This is a genomic window from Aeromonas sp. Marseille-Q5825 (assembly GCF_946892685.1).
Lineage (GTDB): Bacteria > Pseudomonadota > Gammaproteobacteria > Enterobacterales > Aeromonadaceae > Aeromonas > Aeromonas rivipollensis.
In genome coordinates, this window is sequence record NZ_CAMPOU010000001.1 from 139389 (window position 1) to 157679 (window position 18291).

Annotated in this window: 18 protein-coding genes; 16 read left to right on the plus strand and 2 right to left on the minus strand. The window is 62.5% G+C overall.

Annotated features, from left to right (window positions below; translation table 11 throughout):
• Window positions 1-14 precede the first annotated feature (14 nt).
• The 6 genes from OC537_RS00655 (at window position 15) to OC537_RS00680 (ending at window position 7267) form a co-directional block, all read left to right on the plus strand.
• Window positions 15-974, plus strand: coding sequence for an ABC transporter permease (locus OC537_RS00655; protein WP_262108452.1), 960 nt, complete (start codon window positions 15-17; stop codon window positions 972-974).
• A gap of 81 nt (window positions 975-1055) precedes the next feature.
• A complete protein-coding gene (locus OC537_RS00660; protein ID WP_234568694.1) occupies window positions 1056-1877 on the plus strand; it encodes an ABC transporter ATP-binding protein in 822 nt (273 codons plus the stop codon).
• 27 nt (window positions 1878-1904) lie between these two features.
• Window positions 1905-4487, plus strand: a complete 2583-nt coding sequence (gene nirB / locus OC537_RS00665) for a nitrite reductase large subunit NirB (RefSeq protein WP_262108455.1) — start codon at window positions 1905-1907, stop codon at window positions 4485-4487.
• A complete protein-coding gene (nirD, locus tag OC537_RS00670) occupies window positions 4484-4843 on the plus strand; it encodes a nitrite reductase small subunit NirD (RefSeq protein ID WP_262108457.1) in 360 nt (119 codons plus the stop codon). The genes nirB and nirD overlap by 4 nt, the downstream gene beginning before the upstream one ends.
• Window positions 4844-5273: 430 nt before the next feature.
• Window positions 5274-6365: a PfkB family carbohydrate kinase gene (locus OC537_RS00675; RefSeq protein ID WP_163147046.1), complete on the plus strand. Its 1092-nt coding sequence runs from the start codon at window positions 5274-5276 to the stop codon at window positions 6363-6365.
• Complete coding sequence (locus OC537_RS00680) at window positions 6359-7267, plus strand: pseudouridine-5'-phosphate glycosidase (RefSeq protein ID WP_106887678.1); 909 nt, start codon at window positions 6359-6361, stop codon at window positions 7265-7267. The genes OC537_RS00675 and OC537_RS00680 overlap by 7 nt, the downstream gene beginning before the upstream one ends.
• A 70-nt stretch (window positions 7268-7337) precedes the next feature.
• Here the strand turns inward: OC537_RS00680 and OC537_RS00685 are convergent, their stop codons facing one another.
• On the minus strand, window positions 7338-8063 hold the full coding sequence (locus tag OC537_RS00685) for a carbonic anhydrase (RefSeq protein WP_262108461.1): 726 nt from the start codon (window positions 8061-8063) through the stop codon (window positions 7338-7340).
• 448 nt (window positions 8064-8511) lie between these two features.
• Here OC537_RS00685 and OC537_RS00690 point away from each other — a divergent pair, with 448 nt between their 5' ends.
• The 3 genes from OC537_RS00690 to OC537_RS00700 all read left to right on the plus strand — a co-directional run bounded on the left by OC537_RS00690 (window position 8512) and on the right by OC537_RS00700 (window position 11076).
• Window positions 8512-9489 carry a cytochrome-c peroxidase gene (locus OC537_RS00690; RefSeq protein WP_163137387.1) on the plus strand — a complete coding sequence of 326 codons (978 nt, stop codon included), beginning with the start codon at window positions 8512-8514 and terminating at the stop codon, window positions 9487-9489.
• Between the two features lie 243 nt (window positions 9490-9732).
• Window positions 9733-10488: a DNA/RNA non-specific endonuclease gene (locus OC537_RS00695; RefSeq protein ID WP_262108464.1), complete on the plus strand. Its 756-nt coding sequence runs from the start codon at window positions 9733-9735 to the stop codon at window positions 10486-10488.
• A 240-nt stretch (window positions 10489-10728) separates the two neighbouring features.
• Window positions 10729-11076, plus strand: a complete 348-nt coding sequence (locus tag OC537_RS00700) for a DUF2541 family protein (RefSeq protein ID WP_262110535.1) — start codon at window positions 10729-10731, stop codon at window positions 11074-11076.
• 37 nt (window positions 11077-11113) lie between these two features.
• Here OC537_RS00700 and mog read toward each other — a convergent pair whose 3' ends face one another.
• Window positions 11114-11644: a molybdopterin adenylyltransferase gene (gene mog, locus OC537_RS00705; protein ID WP_025325984.1), complete on the minus strand. Its 531-nt coding sequence runs from the start codon at window positions 11642-11644 to the stop codon at window positions 11114-11116.
• 403 nt (window positions 11645-12047) lie between these two features.
• On the opposite strand from mog, the gene OC537_RS00710 reads away from it, so the two are divergent.
• The 7 genes from OC537_RS00710 to proX all read left to right on the plus strand — a co-directional run bounded on the left by OC537_RS00710 (window position 12048) and on the right by proX (window position 18194).
• Window positions 12048-12386: a DUF3135 domain-containing protein gene (locus OC537_RS00710; RefSeq protein ID WP_163147040.1), complete on the plus strand. Its 339-nt coding sequence runs from the start codon at window positions 12048-12050 to the stop codon at window positions 12384-12386.
• Window positions 12387-12607: 221 nt separating this feature from the next.
• Window positions 12608-13405 (plus strand): threonine/serine exporter family protein, encoded by a 798-nt coding sequence (locus OC537_RS00715; RefSeq protein WP_262108469.1) that lies wholly within the window; start codon window positions 12608-12610, stop codon window positions 13403-13405.
• On the plus strand, window positions 13402-13869 hold the full coding sequence (locus OC537_RS00720) for a threonine/serine exporter family protein (protein ID WP_041205157.1): 468 nt from the start codon (window positions 13402-13404) through the stop codon (window positions 13867-13869). The genes OC537_RS00715 and OC537_RS00720 overlap by 4 nt, the downstream gene beginning before the upstream one ends.
• Before the next feature lie 24 nt (window positions 13870-13893).
• Window positions 13894-14388 carry a type 3 dihydrofolate reductase gene (gene folA, locus OC537_RS00725; protein WP_234690598.1) on the plus strand — a complete coding sequence of 165 codons (495 nt, stop codon included), beginning with the start codon at window positions 13894-13896 and terminating at the stop codon, window positions 14386-14388.
• A gap of 463 nt (window positions 14389-14851) precedes the next feature.
• On the plus strand, window positions 14852-16048 hold the full coding sequence (proV, locus tag OC537_RS00730; protein ID WP_139746091.1) for a glycine betaine/L-proline ABC transporter ATP-binding protein ProV: 1197 nt from the start codon (window positions 14852-14854) through the stop codon (window positions 16046-16048).
• Window positions 16045-17196: a glycine betaine/L-proline ABC transporter permease ProW gene (gene proW, locus OC537_RS00735; RefSeq protein ID WP_262108479.1), complete on the plus strand. Its 1152-nt coding sequence runs from the start codon at window positions 16045-16047 to the stop codon at window positions 17194-17196. The genes proV and proW overlap by 4 nt, the downstream gene beginning before the upstream one ends.
• On the plus strand, window positions 17193-18194 hold the full coding sequence (proX, locus tag OC537_RS00740; protein WP_262108481.1) for a glycine betaine/L-proline ABC transporter substrate-binding protein ProX: 1002 nt from the start codon (window positions 17193-17195) through the stop codon (window positions 18192-18194). The genes proW and proX overlap by 4 nt, the downstream gene beginning before the upstream one ends.
• The last annotated feature ends 97 nt before the right edge of the window (window positions 18195-18291 follow it).

An 18291-nucleotide genomic window follows, 5' to 3' on the forward strand; every position in this document is an offset into this window, starting at 1 on the left:
GCAAGGAGAACCCAATGAACCGACACAAGTGGCCACTCATCCATTGGAAAGCCGTCAACTGGAAAGTCATGGTGCAGCCCCTGCTGGGCGTGCTGCTCTTCCTCGGCCTCTGGCAGTGGGGGGCGAGCCAGGTGCAGACCAGTCTGGGCACCCTGCCCGGGCCGGTGGCCACCGCAAGCCAGTTCTGGTCCCTGGGTCAGGATCACCTGGCCGAGCGAGAGAGGGCGGCGGCCTTCCTCGAGCGCCAGCAGGCGCGCAACGCTGCAAGGCTGGCGGCGGATCCGGCGGCCGAGGTGAAGCTGCGCCCCTACACAGGGCGCCCCACCTTCTTCGATCAGATAGCGACCAGCCTGCTCACTGTGCTGTGCGGCTTTGGGTTGGCGACTCTGATCGCCATCCCGTGCGGGGTGTTGCTCGGCATGAACCAGGGGCTCTATCGCGCCGCCAACCCGGTGATCCAGCTGCTCAAGCCGGTGTCACCCCTGGCCTGGCTGCCCCTCATCACGCTGGTGGTGAGTGCCCTCTACGCCAACCCCAGCCCCTGGCTCGCCAAGTCCTTCCTCACCTCGGCCCTGACGGTGACCCTCTGCTCCCTCTGGCCGACCCTGATCAACACGGCGGTGGGGGTGGCGGGGCTGGACAGGGATCTGCACAACGTCAGCCGGGTGCTGCGGCTCTCCTTTGTGACCCATGTGCGGCGCATAGTGCTGCCCGGTGCCCTCCCCATGATCTTCACCGGGTTGCGGCTCTCCTTGGGGGTGGCCTGGATGGTGCTGATCGCGGCCGAGATGCTGGCCCAGAACCCTGGGCTCGGCAAGTTCGTGTGGGACGAGTTCCAGAGCGGCGGATCGGCCTCCCTGGCCCGCATCATGGTGGCGGTGATCACCATAGGCCTCATCGGCTGCGCCCTGGACAGGGGCATGCTGGCTCTGCAGCAGTGGCTCTCCTGGGACAAGCGCCAGGTGTTGCGCTAGGGCAACCAAGGCAGCACAGGCCCTGCAGCAGTGGCCAGGTGCTGCGTTAATCACATTCCTATTCAGGCAGGAGAAGAGCCAATGAAGAGTTATCTGGAGATAAGCGACGTCGGCATCTCGTTCGAGACGGAGCAGGGCAGCTTCGAGGCCCTCAGCCGGGTCAACCTGCGCATCGAGAAGGGAGAGTTCGTCTCCCTCATAGGTCACTCGGGCTGCGGCAAGAGCACGGTGCTCAACCTGGTGGCCGGGCTGCTGGAGCCGACCCTCGGCGGCATCATACTCGATGGCCGCGAGGTGGCGGGGCCGGGGCCCGAGCGGGCCATGGTGTTCCAGAACCACGCCCTGCTGCCCTGGCTCAGCGTCCAGCAGAACGTGGCGCTGGCGGTGGGGCAGGTTGAGCCGAACCGGCGGGCGGTGGCGGAGCGGGTGGATTACTACCTCTCCCTGGTGCAGATGGACCACGCCAGCCGGAAGATGCCCCATGAGCTGTCGGGGGGCATGAAGCAGCGGGTCGGCATAGCCCGGGCGCTGTCCCTTTCCCCCAAGGTGCTGCTGATGGACGAGCCGTTCGGCGCCCTCGACGCCCTGACCCGGGCCCATCTGCAGGATGCCCTGATGGCTATTCAGGCGGAGCTTGGCAACACCGTTATCATGATCACCCACGACGTGGACGAGGCGGTGTTGCTCTCCGATCGCATCTGCATGATGACCAATGGCCCCAGTGCCACAGTCGGGGAGATACTGACAGTGGACCTGCCAAGGCCCAGAGACAGGGTCGCCCTGGCGGACGATCCCCACTACCACAAGCTGCGCCAGCAGGTGCTGCGCTTCCTCTACGAGAAGCAGCGCAAGGTGACCCCCCTCAAGGCGGCCGAGAAAGTGCGCAGCAAGCTGCGCGCCTGAGCCCCAACGGATTCAAGGAAGAGAGATATGGCTGACAAAGAGCAACTGTGGGTGGTAGGCGACGGCATGGATCTTAACGATCGCCAGAGCGCCGGATCCCCCGAAAAGGCCGGTAAGCAGCGCCTGCTGGTGGTGGGCAACGGCATGGTGGGTCACCATTTTATCGAACAGCTGGTGGCGGCCGGCGGGCTGGCATGCTTCGAGGTGACGGTGTTCGGGGCCGAGCCGGACTCCGCCTACGACAGGGTGCACCTCTCCGAGGTATTCGGCGGCAAGGCCCCGGAGGCGCTGCGCATGGCGGATCCCGCCTGGTATGAAGAGAGCGGCATTGCGCTGCGGCTGGGGGCTGAGGTGGAGGTGCTCGACCGGGCCGCTCGCACCCTGACGCTCGCCAACGGCGAGCAGTTCCCTTACGACCGTCTGGTGCTTGCGACCGGCTCTGTGCCCTTCGTGCCCCCCATCCCCGGCCATCAGCGGGAGGGCTGCTTCGTCTACCGCACCCTGGGGGATCTTGCCGCCATCCGCGATGCCTGCGCCCAGGCCCGCAGCGGCGTGGTCATAGGTGGCGGCCTGCTGGGGCTGGAGGCGGCCAACGCCCTGCGCCTGCTCGGGCTCAAGACCCAGGTGGTGGAGTTCGCCCCCAGGCTGATGCCGGTGCAGCTCGACGAGAGCGGCGGCGCCGTGCTGCGGGACAAGATCCAGGCCCTCGGGGTCGAGGTGCTGGTGGAGAAGGCCACCGAGTGCATAGAGCAGGGGGAGCAGGCTCGCCATCGCCTGCGCTTCAAGGACGGCTCCCACCTTGAGACCGACGTCCTGCTGTTCTCGGCGGGCATCCGTCCCGCCGACGCCCTGGCCCGGCAATCAGGGCTGGAGGTCGGGGAGCGCGGGGGCATCTGCATCGACGACGGCTGCCACAGCTCGGATCCCGCCATCCTCGCCATAGGCGAGTGCGCGCTTTGGCAGGGACGCATCTTCGGGCTGGTGGCCCCCGGCTACCAGATGGCCCGGGCCGCCGTGGCCAGCCTGTGCGGCGGCGAGAGCCGCTTCGTGGGGGCGGACATGTCCACCAAGCTCAAGCTGATGGGGGTGGACGTGGGCTCCATCGGTGACGCCCACGCCAGCACCGCCGGGGCCCAGGAGCTGCTGCTGCTGGACAGGGTCAAGGGCATCTACAAGAAGCTGGTGACCGACGGCGAGGGCAATCGGCTGCTCGGCGCCATCCTGGTGGGGGACGGCAGTGATTATGAGCGGCTGCTGCAGTATTACCAGAACGGGGTGGCGCTGCCCCAGCCGCCGCTCTCCCTGCTGGTGGGGGAAGCGGGCGTCGCGGCGGCGCCTCTGGTGCTGCCTGACAGCGCCATCCTCTGCTCCTGCCACAACGTCAGCAAGGGGGAGGTGGTGGCCGCCGTTCGGGCGGGCAATCACGAGCTGGGGGCAGTGAAGAGCTGCACCAAGGCGGGCACCGGTTGCGGCGGCTGCGGCAACCTGCTCAAGCAGGTGGTGGATCAGACCCTGGCGGACCTTGGCGTCGAGGCGGACAAGGGGCTGTGCGAGCACTTCGCCTACAGCCGCCAGGAGCTCTATCACCTGGCCCGGGTCGGCGAGCTGAAGAGCTTCGAGGCGCTGCGGGACAAGCACGGTCAGGGGCTGGGGTGCGACATCTGCAAGCCGACGGTCGCCTCCATACTGGCGTCCCTCTGGAACGAGCACGTGCTGGAGAAGCCCCACCGCGCTTTGCAAGACACCAACGACGCCTTCCTCGCCAACCTGCAAAAGGACGGCACCTACTCAGTAGTGCCGCGCATCCCGGGTGGGGAGATCACCCCGGACGGGCTCATTACCATAGGGGAGGTGGCGCGCAAGTACGGCCTCTACACCAAGATCACCGGCGGCCAGCGCATAGATCTCTTCGGTGCCCGGGTTGACCAGCTGCCCGCCATCTGGGGCGAGCTGGTGGCGGCGGGCTTCGAGACTGGCCAGGCCTACGGTAAGTCGGTGCGCACCGTGAAGTCTTGTGTGGGCTCTACCTGGTGTCGTTACGGGGTGCAGGACTCCATGACTCTGACCCAGACCCTGGAGCACCGCTACAAGGGGTTGCGTGCCCCCCACAAGCTGAAGTTTGCGGTCTCAGGCTGCACCCGGGAATGCGCCGAGGCCCAGAGCAAGGACATAGGCGTCATCGCCACCGAGCGCGGCTGGAACCTCTATGTGTGCGGCAACGGCGGCATGCGGCCGCGTCACGCCGATCTCTTTGCCACCGATCTCGACGAGCAGACCCTGATCCGCTACATAGACAGGCTACTGATGTTCTACGTGCGCACCGGGGATCGGCTGCAGCGCACCTCGGTCTGGATGGAGGGCATGGAGGGGGGGCTCGACTACCTCAAGTCGGTTGTCATCGAGGACAGGCTCGGCATAGGGGCCGAGCTGGAGGCCATGATGGGGGAGATAGTCGGCACCTGGCAGTGCGAGTGGAAGAGCACACTGGCGGATCCGGACAAGCTGAAGCTGTTCGAGGCCTTCGTCAACCGGCCCGAGGACGAGACGCCGCCGCGCCGTGAGGAGCGGGGCCAGTGGGTACCGGATATCAGTATCAAGGAGGTGGTATGAAGGATTTCAAGGAATGCACAGCGCACCCCGAGCATGGGCAGTGGCATAGGGTGTGCGAGCTGGCTGCCCTGCCGGAGCAGGCCGGGCGCAGCGCCTGGCTGGAGGGGCGGGTGCTGGCGCTGTTTCGCCTCGGGGAGCATGTCTATGCCCTGGACGGGGTGGACCCTCTGGCCGGCGTGCCGGTGCTGGGGCGCGGCCTGGTGGGAGACGCCGGGGGCGAGCCCGTGGTCGCCTCCCCCCTCTACAAGCAGCGCTACGCCCTGATGGATGGCCGCTGTCTGGACGATCCGGCCCTGAGTGTCGCCTGCTGGCCGGTGCGGCTGGATGAGGGTGCTGTCTGGGTGCAATTGGGCTGAGCGGGTCGTGTATATCGTATTGAGGATCACCGGGCTTGCCCGGTGATGTTCTTGTTGCTGACCCGACATTACAAGCCGCGCCATGCCCTGATGGACGGTCGCTGTCTGGACTATCCGGCCCTGAGTGTCGCGCGGCTGGGCTGAGTGCGCCGCACATATCCCATGAAGGATCATCGGGCTTGCCCGGTGATGTTCTTGTTGCTGACCCGACATTACAAGCAGCGCTATGCCCTGATGGACGGTCGCTGTCTGGACTATCCAGCCCTGAGTGTCGCGCGGCTGGGCTGAGTGCGCCGCACATATCCCATGAAGGATCATCGGGCTTGCCCGGTGATTTTTTGTGGCTGACCCGACATTTCTTGCACGAGAGGATGGCGGGAAAACGTTTTTCGGAAATAATAGACAAACGTTTGTAACTGGATGTTTGTCTATGACGGAACGTGAACAAGAGATCCTCGCCCTGCTGCGCCAGGATCCCATGATTGCCCAGCAGGAGCTGGCAGACAGGCTGGGTATCAGCCGCTCGGCGCTGGCGAGTCACATCTCCAGCCTGATGCGCCAGGGCTATGTGCAGGGGCGCGGCTATGTGCTGCGCGAGGGGCCCTACGCAGTGGTGATCGGCGGTGCCAACATGGACATCTGCGGCTGCAGCCACGACAACCTGCGCATCGGCGACTCGAACCCGGGCCGGGTCCGCACCTCCGCCGGCGGGGTGGGGCGCAACATAGCCGAGAACCTGGCGCGGCTCGGCACCGACACCCGGCTGCTGACGGCTGTGGGCAACGATCAATACGGTCACCACCTGCTTGAGGTGAGCCAGCGCGCCGGCGTCGACGTGCGCCAGGCGCTGGTGCTGGAGGGGCAGGCGACTTCCTGTTACCTCAGCCTGCACGATGGCAGCGGCGAGATGAGCTGCGCCGTCAACGACATGGGCATCATCGACGAACTCACCCCGGCCCGGCTGACCCCGCTCAGCGGTTTCCTTGGCGCGGCCCGGCTCTGGGTGCTGGACACCAACCTCGCCACCCACACTCTGGACTGGCTGTTCGAGCGCCAAGGTGAGCACATCATCTTCGTCGACACCGTCTCTGTGGCCAAGGTGGAGAAGATCCGCCCCTGGCTGCACCGCATCCACACCCTCAAACCGAATCGCAGCGAGGCCGAGCAGCTGTGCGGCTTCACCATAGCCGGGCCAGATACCTGGCCCATGGCGGCGGCCTGGTTCCACCGCGCCGGGGTGCAGCGGCTGTTCCTGAGTCTCGGGGATCAGGGGATTTTCTACAGCGACGGGGAGTGCCAGGGCCATCTGCCCGTGCTCGGCAGCCCTGTCGTCAACGTGACCGGCGGCGGCGATGCCTTCATGGCAGGGCTGGCCCACGCCTGGTTGCAGGAGCAGGGCATCATGGAGACGACCCGTTTCGCTCTCGGCTGCGCCGCCCTCACCGTCAATTGTTCCGATACCGTCTTTTCCGGCCTATCCAAGGCCGCCGTTGAACGCATGCTGGAGGAGTACCCATGTTGAACGCTTACCTCGATATCCAACCTGAAGTCGCTGCTGCCCTGGCCGCCGGCAAACCCGTCGTAGCCCTGGAGTCCACCATCATCTCCCACGGCATGCCCTATCCGCAGAACGTGGAGACGGCGCGCCAGGTGGAGCAGGTGGTGCGCGACAACGGCGCCGTGCCGGCTACCATCGCCATTCTGGATGGCCGCCTCAAGGTGGGTCTGGATGCGGGGGCGCTGGAGGCGCTGGGCAAGGCCGGTCACGCCGCCACCAAGTGCAGCCGCCGTGACATCCCCTTCGTGCTGGCCAACAAGGGGCTGGGGGCCACCACGGTCGCCTCCACCATGATCATCGCCGCCATGGCGGGGATCCGGGTGTTCGCCACCGGCGGCATCGGCGGCGTGCACCGCGGCGCCCAGGAGACCTTCGACATCTCGGCGGATCTGCAGGAGTTCGCCCAGACCCCGGTGGCCGTGGTCTGCGCCGGTGCCAAGTCGATACTCGACATCGGCCTGACCCTGGAATATCTGGAGACCCAGGGGGTGCCCGTCATCGGCTACCAGACCGAGGAGCTGCCCGCCTTCTACACCCGCGAGAGTGGCTTCAAGGTGGATTACCGCCTCGACACCCCGGCGGCCATTGCCGAGGCGCTGCGCCTGAAATGGGAGCTGGGGCTGGCCGGTGGTGCCGTGGTCACCAACCCGATCCCGACCGAGTTTGCCATGCCCAAGGCCGACATAGATGCGGCTATTGCCCAGGCACTGCGTGAGGCGGACGAGCAGGGCGTCAAGGGCAAGGCATCCACCCCCTTCCTGCTGGCCCGGGTGTGCGAGCTGACCGGCGGCAACTCCCTGGCGGCCAACATCCAGCTGGTGCTGAACAACGCCGCCCTGGGGGCGCGCATCGCCGCTAGCCTCTAACGACTCGCGGTGAATGCAAAAGAGGGCCTGTTGGCCCTCTTTCTATTGCGAAAATCGCTTACATAAAACCCTATTGCAGCACCTGGCGCCCGTTGAGGGGCTGGACGGGTCTGTTGTTGGGGTGGTGCATCACCGCCTTGAAGGCGTCGATCTGGGCCTGACTCACCTGCACCGGCTGCTTCATCACCAGCCAGCGTACCCCTTCCGAGCAGGGCGGTGTGGTCAGCGAGCCGCTGAAGCGGTAGTAGTCGCGCTGGGTGGGCAGCAGTTGCTCTGCCGAGAGCGGCACCTTGAGGGCACGAGTTTCCCCCGCCTTGGTCGGCAGCGCCTGCCAGGCCTGGCTCAGGGCCGGGTTGGCGCGGCCCGCCTCGAACATCACCGCCACCACCGCCAGCTCCCCCTTGCCATTGGCATGGACTAGGTGCCCCTCCAGGGGGTAGGACTTGCCCTCGATGAGGTTCTCGCTGGGAGCGTGGAAGTGGAACTGCTTGAGCTCGAAGGCCATGCCGTCGAGTTGCAGCGTGCTGCCGGGGGCATAGTTGACCTGTACCGTGTGGCCGTTGTTGACCAGCGTCTTGCCACCTGGCAGGTAGTGGAACTGCAGCGGCGCCAGCTCGGCCTCCACCAGAGCCGTGAGGTTGACCGGCGACTGGTTGCTGCCGGCGCACTGGCCAAACTCCGGGGTCAGCCTTGCCCATTTCGCCGGGCCGGCCTCACCACTGTATTCCCAGTGCACAGTAGCGGCGAAGGCAGTGGGGCAGAGCAGCAGGGCGCCGGCCAGCAGGGACTTTCTCATCATATATCCTTATCTTGATTGAAAAGCACAACCATTCGCCTCCTTGATTTAGTGAAGGAATAACAAATGGCATCGTCTGAAATAATGGGAACAGCGGCTCAGACCGGCTTCTTTATTATTGATGGCGACAGCTGACCATATTTATAATGCATATTAAATGGATCTAATTAACGGGCGGTCGCCACTGCATATTGAATAATCGCTTTATTCAATGACAGCAATCTAATTAATAGGCTGTCGTTGCTGATGAATTAGCTCATAATTCACTCATCGAAATTCAGCTTGTTTTTACCTCGCAAGTCCCCGCCATTATTCCGTCTGAAATAAATCAATGCATTGTTTTTATTGTGGTTTTTGTGGCCTATATTGATCTTGGGCAAATAAAAGACAACCTTTCCCGGGCAGGCTGAGGCTGCGATTGTTCGCAGACTCAAGGGAGAGAAAAAAGATGAATAAATATTGTCTGCTGCTGGCACTGGCCTTGCCCGGGATGGGGTGGGCGAGTGAGCCGATACAAGCGGTCGAGGCCGCCAAGGTGAAAGACCCGGCGAAAGTCGAGCTGGGCAAGATGCTGTTCTTCGAGCCCAGACTGTCAAAATCCAATGCCATCTCCTGCAACTCCTGCCACAACCTGGCAACCGGCGGGGTGGATAATCAGGTCAGCTCCCTCGGCCACAAGTGGAAGGAGGGGCCGATCAACTCCCCGACCGTGCTCAACTCCAGCCTCAACTTCGTGCAGTTCTGGGATGGTCGCGCCAAGGATCTCAAGGAGCAGGCGGCCGGGCCCATCGAAAACCCGCTGGAGATGGCCTTCACCCACAAGCTGGCGGTGGGCACCCTGCACACCCTGCCCGAGTACCGCGCCCGCTTCGATGCTGTCTATGGCAAGGCGGACTTCGGCATAGATGAAGTCACCGATGCCATCGCCGCCTTCGAGGAGACCCTGATCACCCCCAATGCCCCCTTCGATCGCTGGCTGAAGGGGGACGGCAAGGCGCTGACGGCGCAGCAACTGAAGGGCTATCAGCTGTTCAAGGAGAAGGGCTGCACCGCCTGCCACAACGGGGTCGCCATAGGTGGCAACACCTTCCAGAAGATGGGGCTGGTCAAGCACTACCAGACCGACAACCCGGCCCAGGGGCGCGGCGCCGTGACCGGCGAGCCGCAGCTCATCGGCTGGTTCAAGGTGCCCACCCTGCGCAACATAGAACTGACCTACCCCTACTTCCACGACGGCGCCGTCTGGGATCTCAAGGAGGCGGTGCAGATCATGGCGGACATCCAGCTCGGCCAGCGCCTGAGCGAGCAGGAGGCCGACGACATGACCGCCTACCTCGAGAGCCTGACCGGGGAGCAGCCGCAGATAGTGCTGCCCATACTGCCGCCGTCCCGGCCCGATACCCCCAGGCCTGAGGTGAAGAGCTGAGCGGAATGAGGAGAGTGGCGGAGCCGGTGGCTCCGCTTGTTGTCTACCTATCTATCTGATAACCAAGTCAAAGTGCCGTTCCTGTCACAGCGAGAACGGGATGGCAATCCCCCAGCTGGCGACAGGGATTTCACCGATCTGCCGCCCCCCTCACATTTCCGGATTGCTCGCTATTTGTGCGATTGCCTTGCTCATCCGACCTGGTGTCAAATCACTCCGCCTAACACAAGGAGTGGCATAATAATGAATAATATCAATAAATTGGTTCTGGCTATCGGATTTGCTCTCACCACTTTCCCGACCCTGGCGGCGGGCTTTCAGTGCAAGGATCACGTCACCCTAGGGGTGCCAGGTCAATCCAGTCGGCTGCTCTGCCGGGAGGGCTATGCCGCCGGTTACAACTACGACACCAAGGTCTCTGACTGGGTCTCTTACCGGATGACGGCGGCCAGCGCCCAGGGGCAGGTGCCGCGCAAAGATGCCTTCGCCGAAGACAAGGAAGTGCCGGTGCAGTACCGCGCCACCCTAGCGGACTACAAGGGCTCGGGCTTTGATCGCGGCCATCAGGCGCCCGCGGCGGACATGCGCACCAGCGCCACCACCATGAAGCAGAGCTTCCTGCTGACCAACATGACGCCGCAGTTGCCGGCCCTCAATCAGGGGGCCTGGCGCATCCTGGAAGAGAAGACCCGGCAGTGGGCCATCGCCTATGAGAATGTTCAGGTGATCACCGGCCCCATCTTCACCAACTCCGATGGCGCCATCGGCAACGGCGTGACTGTGCCCCACGCCTATTACAGGGTGGTGATGGATGTAGCGAATCAGGAAGCCATCGCCTTCATCCTGCCCCAGGAGAATGTGTCGGCCAGCCGGCTTGCGGACTACATAGTGACTGTGGATGCGGTGGAGGAGCAGACCGGGCTCGATTTCTTCACCGCGCTGCCGGATGAGCCGGAAGAGGCCATGGAATCCCAGCTGATGACCATGTGGGGCAACTAGTCTCCCCAGAGGTGATGACGGGGGCCTGAGTCCCCGTCATCACAGGTCCCGGGTGTGAGGTGCCATCATCGGCATGAGCCTCGCCTGGCTATTGCTTTGCCCACTGGTACAGCTCCAGTACAGCTTGGGTTTGGCTATGGGCCCTTATCATGCCCCTTTTTTTCAGGAGGCATAATGTCAGCTCTGTTTTCTCTTCATCCCTCATCCCCCTTCACCCGTGTCTTGCGTATCCTGGTGCCGATGGCGCTGCTCGGCGGGGTTGTGTCCCCGGCCATGGCCGATGATGAATTTCGGCTGGGCAAGACCATGCTGCTCGGGGTGGGCGACCATGCTGCCATCATTCCCATGCTCGCCTGCCGGCCAGCCAAGTCCATCATGGTCAAGGCGGGGCGGGAGCTGACCCTCGACAGGGTCAAGGTGATCTACGGCAATGACCGCAGCAAGACACTGCATTTTGACAAGAGCCTGAAAGAGGATCAGGAGTCCGGCTGGAAGTCCCTCGGCAGCCGGGTCTGCATCAAGCGGATCGAGGTTTATGGCAATTCGGAAGGGAGCAAGGCGGGGGTCAAGGTGTACGGCCGCAAATAAGAGAGGGACGGGGGCTTAACATCCCCCGTCCATTTAGCTATTTCTTGGGGCGGAATGGCTTGATGACGGCTTCATCGCACTCGAGATAGGGCCCGTCCATCAGGTCGATGCAGTAGGGAATGGCAGGGAAGACCGCATCCAGGCACTCACGGATGGACTTGGGTTTGCCCGGCAGGTTGACGATGAGGGAGCTGCCGCGCAGGCCGGCGGTCTGGCGTGACAAAATGGCGGTGGGCACGAACTTGAGTGACTCGGCCCGCATCAGTTCGCCAAAGCCCGGCATCATGCGATCGCACACGGCTTCGGTGGCTTCCGGCGTCACATCCCGCTTGGCCGGCCCTGTGCCGCCCGTGGTGACGATGAGGCAGCATGACTCCTCATCCGCCAGCCGAACCAGGGTCGCCTCAATCTGATCCTGCTCATCCGGGATCACCTGATAGACGGGTTCCCACTCCGAGGTCAGATAGGCGTCAAGGGTGTCGATGATGGCCTTGCCGGAGAGATCTTCATAGATGCCCGCGCTGGCGCGATCGCTGACGGTGACTATACCGATTCTTGCCTTGCTCATGCTCAACCCTTGGTCATTGGAAAAAGTGGTAAATAAAATAACATAATCAGTGAGATATGTTAAACCATCGGCTTGGGTGCGACATGGCAAGGTCTAAATTGAGAGTCGAACGAAAAGCAGATCTATTCGCTATCGATGAATAGGGAATAAGAAGAGCCATAAAAGCCTTTAAAATTTATAAAAAAAGTGACGCATGGGGCATCACTATAATTTCATGAATCCTAAAGAATTAATCTTTCCTCTCGCCCAATATCCGCCCACTGGATGAAAAAGCGGACTCCTGTGACTCGGAGCCGACAGACCCAAAATCCCCACCATCTTATATAACCTTCCTATGGACAGCGAAATGATGTGCCGGGCGTGGTCGCACTTGGATGTGGGAGGCGTCTGGCCAGGAGGGGATATGGAGCTGCCAGATTTTGATACGCTAAAACACTGGGCCCTGGCCGAGCCGGAGCGGCTCGATGCCTTGCTGCACCAGCAGATAGAGGCCCTGATAGCGCAGGTGGGGCCGGATCGGCAGCGGCGACTGCGGGGCCTGCAGTTTCGCATCGATTGCCAGCGCCGTCTGGCCAGGAACAATCTCGACAGCTGCATCCGGATTGCCAACATGATGCACGACTCCGTGTATGCCATGCGCCGCCACATCATTCAGCTGCAGGAGGAGTCTCTGGCGCAAGCCGAAGAGAGGCTGCCGCCAGACAATGTGATAGTGCTGGCGGATCATCCGAGGAATAAATAATTTATTGGCCGCCACCCTGCTCCGCTATTTTCAATATTTTCTTCAGCGCAAACCACCCAATGTTAATAAACAGGGTGGTTTGTTTTTTATTTGCTGCAAATTCACATTGCACACTCATTTAATAACATGGCGGCCTGCTAAATTCGCAGATATGGATGAAGGAATATAACGCTTGGGGTAATATCTCGGCACATTTCATCTTGCTACGACTCTAAGGGATTATGAGAAGTATCACACCAAGAAGGGTGCTGTCGCGGGAGCAACAGACAGAGATCACCCGGATCATCGTCAAGGTGGGTCAGTTGCTGGCCCAGCATGGTGCCGAGGGGCGCATCATAGAGCAGACCACGGTCCGGCTCGGGTTGGCGCTGGGGCTGGAGAGCGTCGAGATGGCCATCTCCGCCAGTGCCATAGTGCTCACCAGCCTCTATCAGGGGAGTTGCGTCACCACCACCCGCCGGGTGCGGGATCAGGGGATCAACATGCAGGTGGTGTGCGAGGTCCAGCGCATCTGCATCCTGGCGGAGAAGGAGCTGATCGGTGTGCGGGAGGTGCGCCAGCGGCTCGACGGCATAGTGCCATTCCATTATCACCCCTGGCTGGTGGTGCCCATGGTGGGGCTCTCCTGCGGCGCCTTCAGTCTGCTGTTCGGCGGCGACTGGCCCATCTTCCTGGTGACCTTCATCGCCGCTGCGGTGGCGATGCGAGTGCGCCAGCTGATGGCTCGCCATCACCACAGTCCGCTCATCAACTTCGCCGCGACCGGCTTCGTCGCCACCCTGATCGCCTCCTGCGCCACCTACTTCCAGTGGGGAGACCAACCCTATCTCGCCATGGCGGCCAGCGTCTTGCTGCTGGTGCCGGGTTTTCCGCTCATCAATGCGGTTTCCGACATGGTGAAGGGCTACTTCAACCTGGGGTTGGCCCGTTGGGGCATGGCGACCCTGCTCACCATCAGCGCGGCGATAGGCATTATTCTCGCCATGTCGGTCACCGGGATCTGGGGGTGGAGGGTATGATGGATTTGATCTGGCTGCTGGCCAAGGATGCCTTCTGGTCGGCCATTCCGGCAGTGGGCTTTGCCATGCTGTTCAACGTGCCGCCGAGGATGTTGAAGTATTGTGCCATGGGCGGCGCCCTGGCCCACAGCCTGCGCACCCTGCTCATCCACTATGGCATGCCTATCGAGTGGGCCACCCTGGCGGCGGCGACCACTGTCGGTTTTGTCTGCGTCTACTGGTCGCGCCGGTTGCTGGCGCCGCGTCCGGTGTTCAGCGTCGCCTCCATCATCCCCATGATCCCCGGCAGCTATGCCTTCAAGGCGATGATAGCCATAGTGGAGCTCAACATCTCGGGGGTGACCATGGAGCTTATCCAGAGCGCGGTGGAGAACGGTTTGAAGGCTATCTTTATAGTAGGCGCATTGAGCTTCGGGCTGGCGATACCCTCCCTGGTCGTGTACCGTAACCGGCCCATAATATGAATGGTTGTGTGAGAGGCTGACACCATGAAAATCTCCATGATTGCCGCCATGGCCCACGATCGGGTGATCGGCCTGGACAACCAGATGCCTTGGCACCTGCCGGCGGATCTGGCCCACTTCAAACGGGTGACCCTGGGCAAGCCGGTGTTGATGGGGCGCAAGACCTTCGAGTCCATAGGTCGCCCGCTGCCCGGGCGTCGAAACCTGGTCATTAGCCGTAATCCAGGGTTCAAAGCGCCAGGCGTAGAGGTTTTTTCATCCGTCGACGAAGTGTTGGCCACCTTATCTGAGGCCGAGGCGCCAGAGGAGCTGATGGTGATCGGCGGTGGTCACCTCTATGGTCAGTTGCTGCCGCGAGCCGACAGTCTCTATCTGACACGCATCGATCTGGCGGTGGCAGGGGACACCCGCTTCCCCGCCTTCGATGAGGGGGACTGGGTGCGCACCGAGAGCGATCCCCATCAGCCCGACGAGAAGAACCCTCATCCTTACTGCTTCGAAACCTGGCAGCGACGCTAATCCCTCCCATCAGCAAGGCCCCTCCACTGCGAGGGGCTTTTTTTTGCGACTTTGCCGCCGCGCCCCGCACAGGCCCCTTTCCTGCTCAAGCCTCCCCTTAATGCCCCCTTCACAGGGATTAAATATGATTAATGTTGTAATTGTTTTATGGGCCTTGATGAAAGGGGGCCTCTGTCCGGGGGTTACCCTCATTTATGCCCCTCACCCCCTTGATTCCACTCATGATATGGATAATAAACGGACTATTTATGCAGCTATCTCATATTTTTCCGATCTATTTCGTTCATCTGTTGAATTTTTGTTGCCTTAAATAAGTTATAAAAATCAGTTATTTATGTCTAAACTTGTTTTTGTGGACTCTTATGGTTCTTTTGTTATTTGGCTTAATTGTTTAGTGTTGAAAATAATTGGTGCGCGTTCGGCAGCAGGATCAGCAATATGCCGGCCATAAAAAAAGGACAGTATGACAGTCAAACTCGAAGTGAAATCGCTCTATAAAATCTTCGGAGAACATCCGGAAAAAGCGTTCAAATTGCTGGCGAAAGGGCACGACCGCGCCAGCATACTGCAAAAGACCGGGCAGACCCTGGGGGTCCAGGATGTCAATCTGGCCATCCACGAGGGTGAGATCTTCGTGGTGATGGGCCTCTCCGGCTCGGGCAAGTCCACCCTGGTGCGTCTCTTCAACCGGCTGATCGAGCCGACCCGTGGCCAGGTGCTGATCGATGGCGAGGACATAGCCGCCATCTCGGAGCGCGAACTGCGCCAGGTGCGCCGCAAGAAGATCAGCATGGTGTTCCAGTCCTTCGCCCTGATGCCCCACCTGAGCGTGCTGGAAAACACCGCCTTCGGCCTGGAGCTGGCCGGGGTGCCGCTGGCGGAGCGCCAGCAGAGTGCCCGTCAGGCACTTCATCAGGTGGGTCTGGGACAGTGGATCGACGCCTTCCCCGACGCCCTCTCCGGCGGCATGAAGCAGCGGGTCGGCCTGGCCCGGGCGCTGGCCAATGACCCGGACATACTGCTGATGGACGAGGCCTTCTCGGCGCTGGATCCCCTGATCCGCACCGAGATGCAGGACGAGCTGCTCAAGCTGCAGGCGAGCCAGCAGCGCACCATAGTCTTCATCTCCCACGATCTGGACGAGGCGATGCGCATCGGCGATCGCATCGCCATCATGCAGGATGGCCAGCTGGTTCAGGTGGGTACCCCGGACGAGATCCTGAACCAGCCCGCCAACGACTATGTGCGCGCCTTCTTTCGCGGGGTGGATCTCGCCAACGTCTTCAGCGCCCGGGATGTGGCCAGCCGCAAGCAGATGCCGCTTATCAAGAAACACACCACCGACGGGCCGGGCAATGCCCTGCGCCAGCTCAAGGAGCTGGAGCGGGAGTACGGCTATGTGGTGGATCGCAGCCGCCGCTTCCTCGGGGTCGTCTCGGTCGAGTCGCTCGGTCAGGCGGTCCGTGACAAGGGGAGCCTGGAGCAGGCGCTGCTGGCGGACATCCAGCCCATCCTAGCCGACACCGCCCTCAACGAACTCATCAGCCAGGTGGCCGCCGCACCCTGCCAGGTGCCCGTGGTCGAGGAGGATGGCACCTATCTGGGACTCATCTCCAAGGCCAATCTGCTCAACACCCTGGACAGGAGTACCCCGGTATGAATCTCAACCTCTTGAACCGTCTGTTGACCGGCTTGCTGGCGCTGTTGCTATTGACGAGCGCTCCCGCCTGGGCCGACGAGGCGCAGGCCGATCCCTGGGGCGCTGCGACCACCACCACCACTGTCGAGGATCCCTGGGGCAGTACGGCCACAGAGGCGGCAGACTGGCAGAGCCAGATCGCAGTCGTCGATAACAGTGCCGCCGTCGACTGGCTGGATCCCTTCCAGCAGGCCCTGGTGCCGCTGGATACCTGGGTCGAGGGGGGCATCGGCTGGCTGGTGGAGAACCTGCGACCCCTGTTCCAGCTGATCCGCGCCCCTGTGGAGCTGGCCCTGGGGGCCATGACCCAGCTGCTGCAGACTGTGCCCTCCACCCTGATGATGGGGCTCTTGACCCTGATCGCCTGGCAGCTGGTGGGCGGCCGCATGGCGCTCGGCACGCTCGCGTCTCTTGTTGGGATCGGCCTTATCGGCGCCTGGTCCGATGCCATGGTGACCCTGTCCCTGGTGCTGACCTCCCTCTTCTTCTGCGTGTTGATAGGCTTGCCGGTCGGCATTTTGCTGGCCCGTAGCGAGCGGCTCTCCACCTGGACCCGGCCGCTGCTGGATGCCATGCAGACCACCCCGGCCTTCGTCTACCTCATCCCCATCGTCATGCTGTTTGGCATCGGCAATGTGCCCGGGGTGGTGGTGACCGTCATCTTCGCCCTGCCCCCGATGATCCGTCTCACCATGCTGGGCATCCGCCAGGTGCCCGCCGATCTGGTGGAGGCGGCCCACTCGTTCGGTGCCAGCCCCTCCCAGCTGCTGTTCAAGGTACAGCTGCCGCTCGCCATGCCCACCATCATGGCCGGGGTCAACCAGACCCTGATGCTGGCGCTCTCCATGGTGGTGATCGCCTCCATGATTGCGGTCGGCGGTCTGGGGCAGATGGTGCTGCGCGGCATAGGCCGCCTCGACATGGGGCTCGCCTCCATCGGCGGCCTCGGCATAGTGCTGCTGGCCATAGTCCTCGACCGCCTGACCCAGGCGATGGGGCAGCCGGATCGCAGCCGGGTCGGCCGCTGGTATCAGCGCGGTCCCGTCGCCCTGCTGCTGCGCCTGTGCGGCCGCGGCAAATCCCTCGATTACAAAGGAGTAAATGCATGAAACAGATCACCAAAGGATTGACCCTGAGCGCCCTGCTGCTGAGTTCCCTCGCCATGGCCAGCACAGCGCAGCCGGGGGAGGGGGTCAAGGTGCAGCCTCTGCAGAGCTCCTTGCCGGAGGAGGCCTTCCAGAGCCTGCTGGTCAGCAAGCTGATGGGTCGTCTCGGCTACGAGGTGCAGCCCGCCCAGGAGGTGGACTACAACGTGGCCTACGCCTCGGTGGCGCAGGGGGACGGCACCTTCCTCGCCTTCAACTGGATACCGCTGCAGGACAACAAGTACGAGCAGGCGGGGGGCGACAAGGTGTTCTTCCGTCAGGGCACCTATGTGGCCGGCGCCGCCCAGGGTTACCTCATCGACAAGAAGACAGCGGCCCGGTACGGCATCACCAACCTGGGCCAGCTCAAGGATCCCAAGCTGGCGGCGCTGTTTGACGGCGATGGCGACGGCAAGGCCGATCTGGTGGGCTGCAACCCGGGCTGGGGCTGTGAAGGGGCCATCAACCATCATCTGGACGAGTTCGGCCTGACCCCGACCGTCACCCACAAGCAGGGCAACTACGCGGCCCTGATCGCCGATACCCTGGCCCGATACCAGGCTGGCAAGCCGGTGCTCTACTACACCTGGACCCCCTACTGGCTCAGCAGCGAGCTGGTGCCGGGCAAGGATGTAGTGTGGCTGGAGGTGCCCTCCGATGCCAAGGAGGCGGCCAAGACCCGGCTGCCCAACGGCAAGAACTACGGTTTTGCCGTCAACACCATGCACATAGTCGCCAACAAGGCCTTCACCGATGCCAACCCGGCGGCGGCCAAGCTGTTCAGCATCGTCAAGCTGCCGTTGAACGACATCAACATCCAGAATGGCCTGATGAACAAGGGACAGAACAAGCCGGCGGATGTGGAACGCCACGCCGATGCCTGGCTCAAGGGACACCAGGCCCTGGTCAATGACTGGCTGACCCAGGCACGCGCCGCAGCGCAAGACAAATCAGCGGGCTAAGGCCCCCTCGGCGCGGCCCAGCCCATGGATGTCAGCAAGCAAAACGCCCGGCTATTGCCGGGCGTTTTTTTATGGACGGAGCGCAGCAACAGGCTGC

Excerpts from the sequence above, each read along its gene's own strand:
- OC537_RS00655 (WP_262108452.1), top strand. The coding sequence starts at position 15 with ATGAACCGACACAAGTGGCCACTCATCCATTGGAAAGCCGTCAACTGG.
- OC537_RS00660 (WP_234568694.1), top strand. The coding sequence starts at position 1,056 with ATGAAGAGTTATCTGGAGATAAGCGACGTCGGCATCTCGTTCGAGACG.
- nirB (WP_262108455.1), top strand. The coding sequence starts at position 1,905 with ATGGCTGACAAAGAGCAACTGTGGGTGGTAGGCGACGGCATGGATCTT.
- nirD (WP_262108457.1), top strand. The coding sequence starts at position 4,484 with ATGAAGGATTTCAAGGAATGCACAGCGCACCCCGAGCATGGGCAGTGG.
- OC537_RS00675 (WP_163147046.1), top strand. The coding sequence starts at position 5,274 with ATGACGGAACGTGAACAAGAGATCCTCGCCCTGCTGCGCCAGGATCCC.
- OC537_RS00680 (WP_106887678.1), top strand. The coding sequence starts at position 6,359 with ATGTTGAACGCTTACCTCGATATCCAACCTGAAGTCGCTGCTGCCCTG.
- OC537_RS00685 (WP_262108461.1), bottom strand. The coding sequence starts at position 8,063 with ATGAGAAAGTCCCTGCTGGCCGGCGCCCTGCTGCTCTGCCCCACTGCC.
- OC537_RS00690 (WP_163137387.1), top strand. The coding sequence starts at position 8,512 with ATGAATAAATATTGTCTGCTGCTGGCACTGGCCTTGCCCGGGATGGGG.
- OC537_RS00695 (WP_262108464.1), top strand. The coding sequence starts at position 9,733 with ATGAATAATATCAATAAATTGGTTCTGGCTATCGGATTTGCTCTCACC.
- OC537_RS00700 (WP_262110535.1), top strand. The coding sequence starts at position 10,729 with ATGGCGCTGCTCGGCGGGGTTGTGTCCCCGGCCATGGCCGATGATGAA.
- mog (WP_025325984.1), bottom strand. The coding sequence starts at position 11,644 with ATGAGCAAGGCAAGAATCGGTATAGTCACCGTCAGCGATCGCGCCAGC.
- OC537_RS00710 (WP_163147040.1), top strand. The coding sequence starts at position 12,048 with ATGGAGCTGCCAGATTTTGATACGCTAAAACACTGGGCCCTGGCCGAG.
- OC537_RS00715 (WP_262108469.1), top strand. The coding sequence starts at position 12,608 with ATGAGAAGTATCACACCAAGAAGGGTGCTGTCGCGGGAGCAACAGACA.
- OC537_RS00720 (WP_041205157.1), top strand. The coding sequence starts at position 13,402 with ATGATGGATTTGATCTGGCTGCTGGCCAAGGATGCCTTCTGGTCGGCC.
- folA (WP_234690598.1), top strand. The coding sequence starts at position 13,894 with ATGAAAATCTCCATGATTGCCGCCATGGCCCACGATCGGGTGATCGGC.
- proV (WP_139746091.1), top strand. The coding sequence starts at position 14,852 with ATGACAGTCAAACTCGAAGTGAAATCGCTCTATAAAATCTTCGGAGAA.
- proW (WP_262108479.1), top strand. The coding sequence starts at position 16,045 with ATGAATCTCAACCTCTTGAACCGTCTGTTGACCGGCTTGCTGGCGCTG.
- proX (WP_262108481.1), top strand. The coding sequence starts at position 17,193 with ATGAAACAGATCACCAAAGGATTGACCCTGAGCGCCCTGCTGCTGAGT.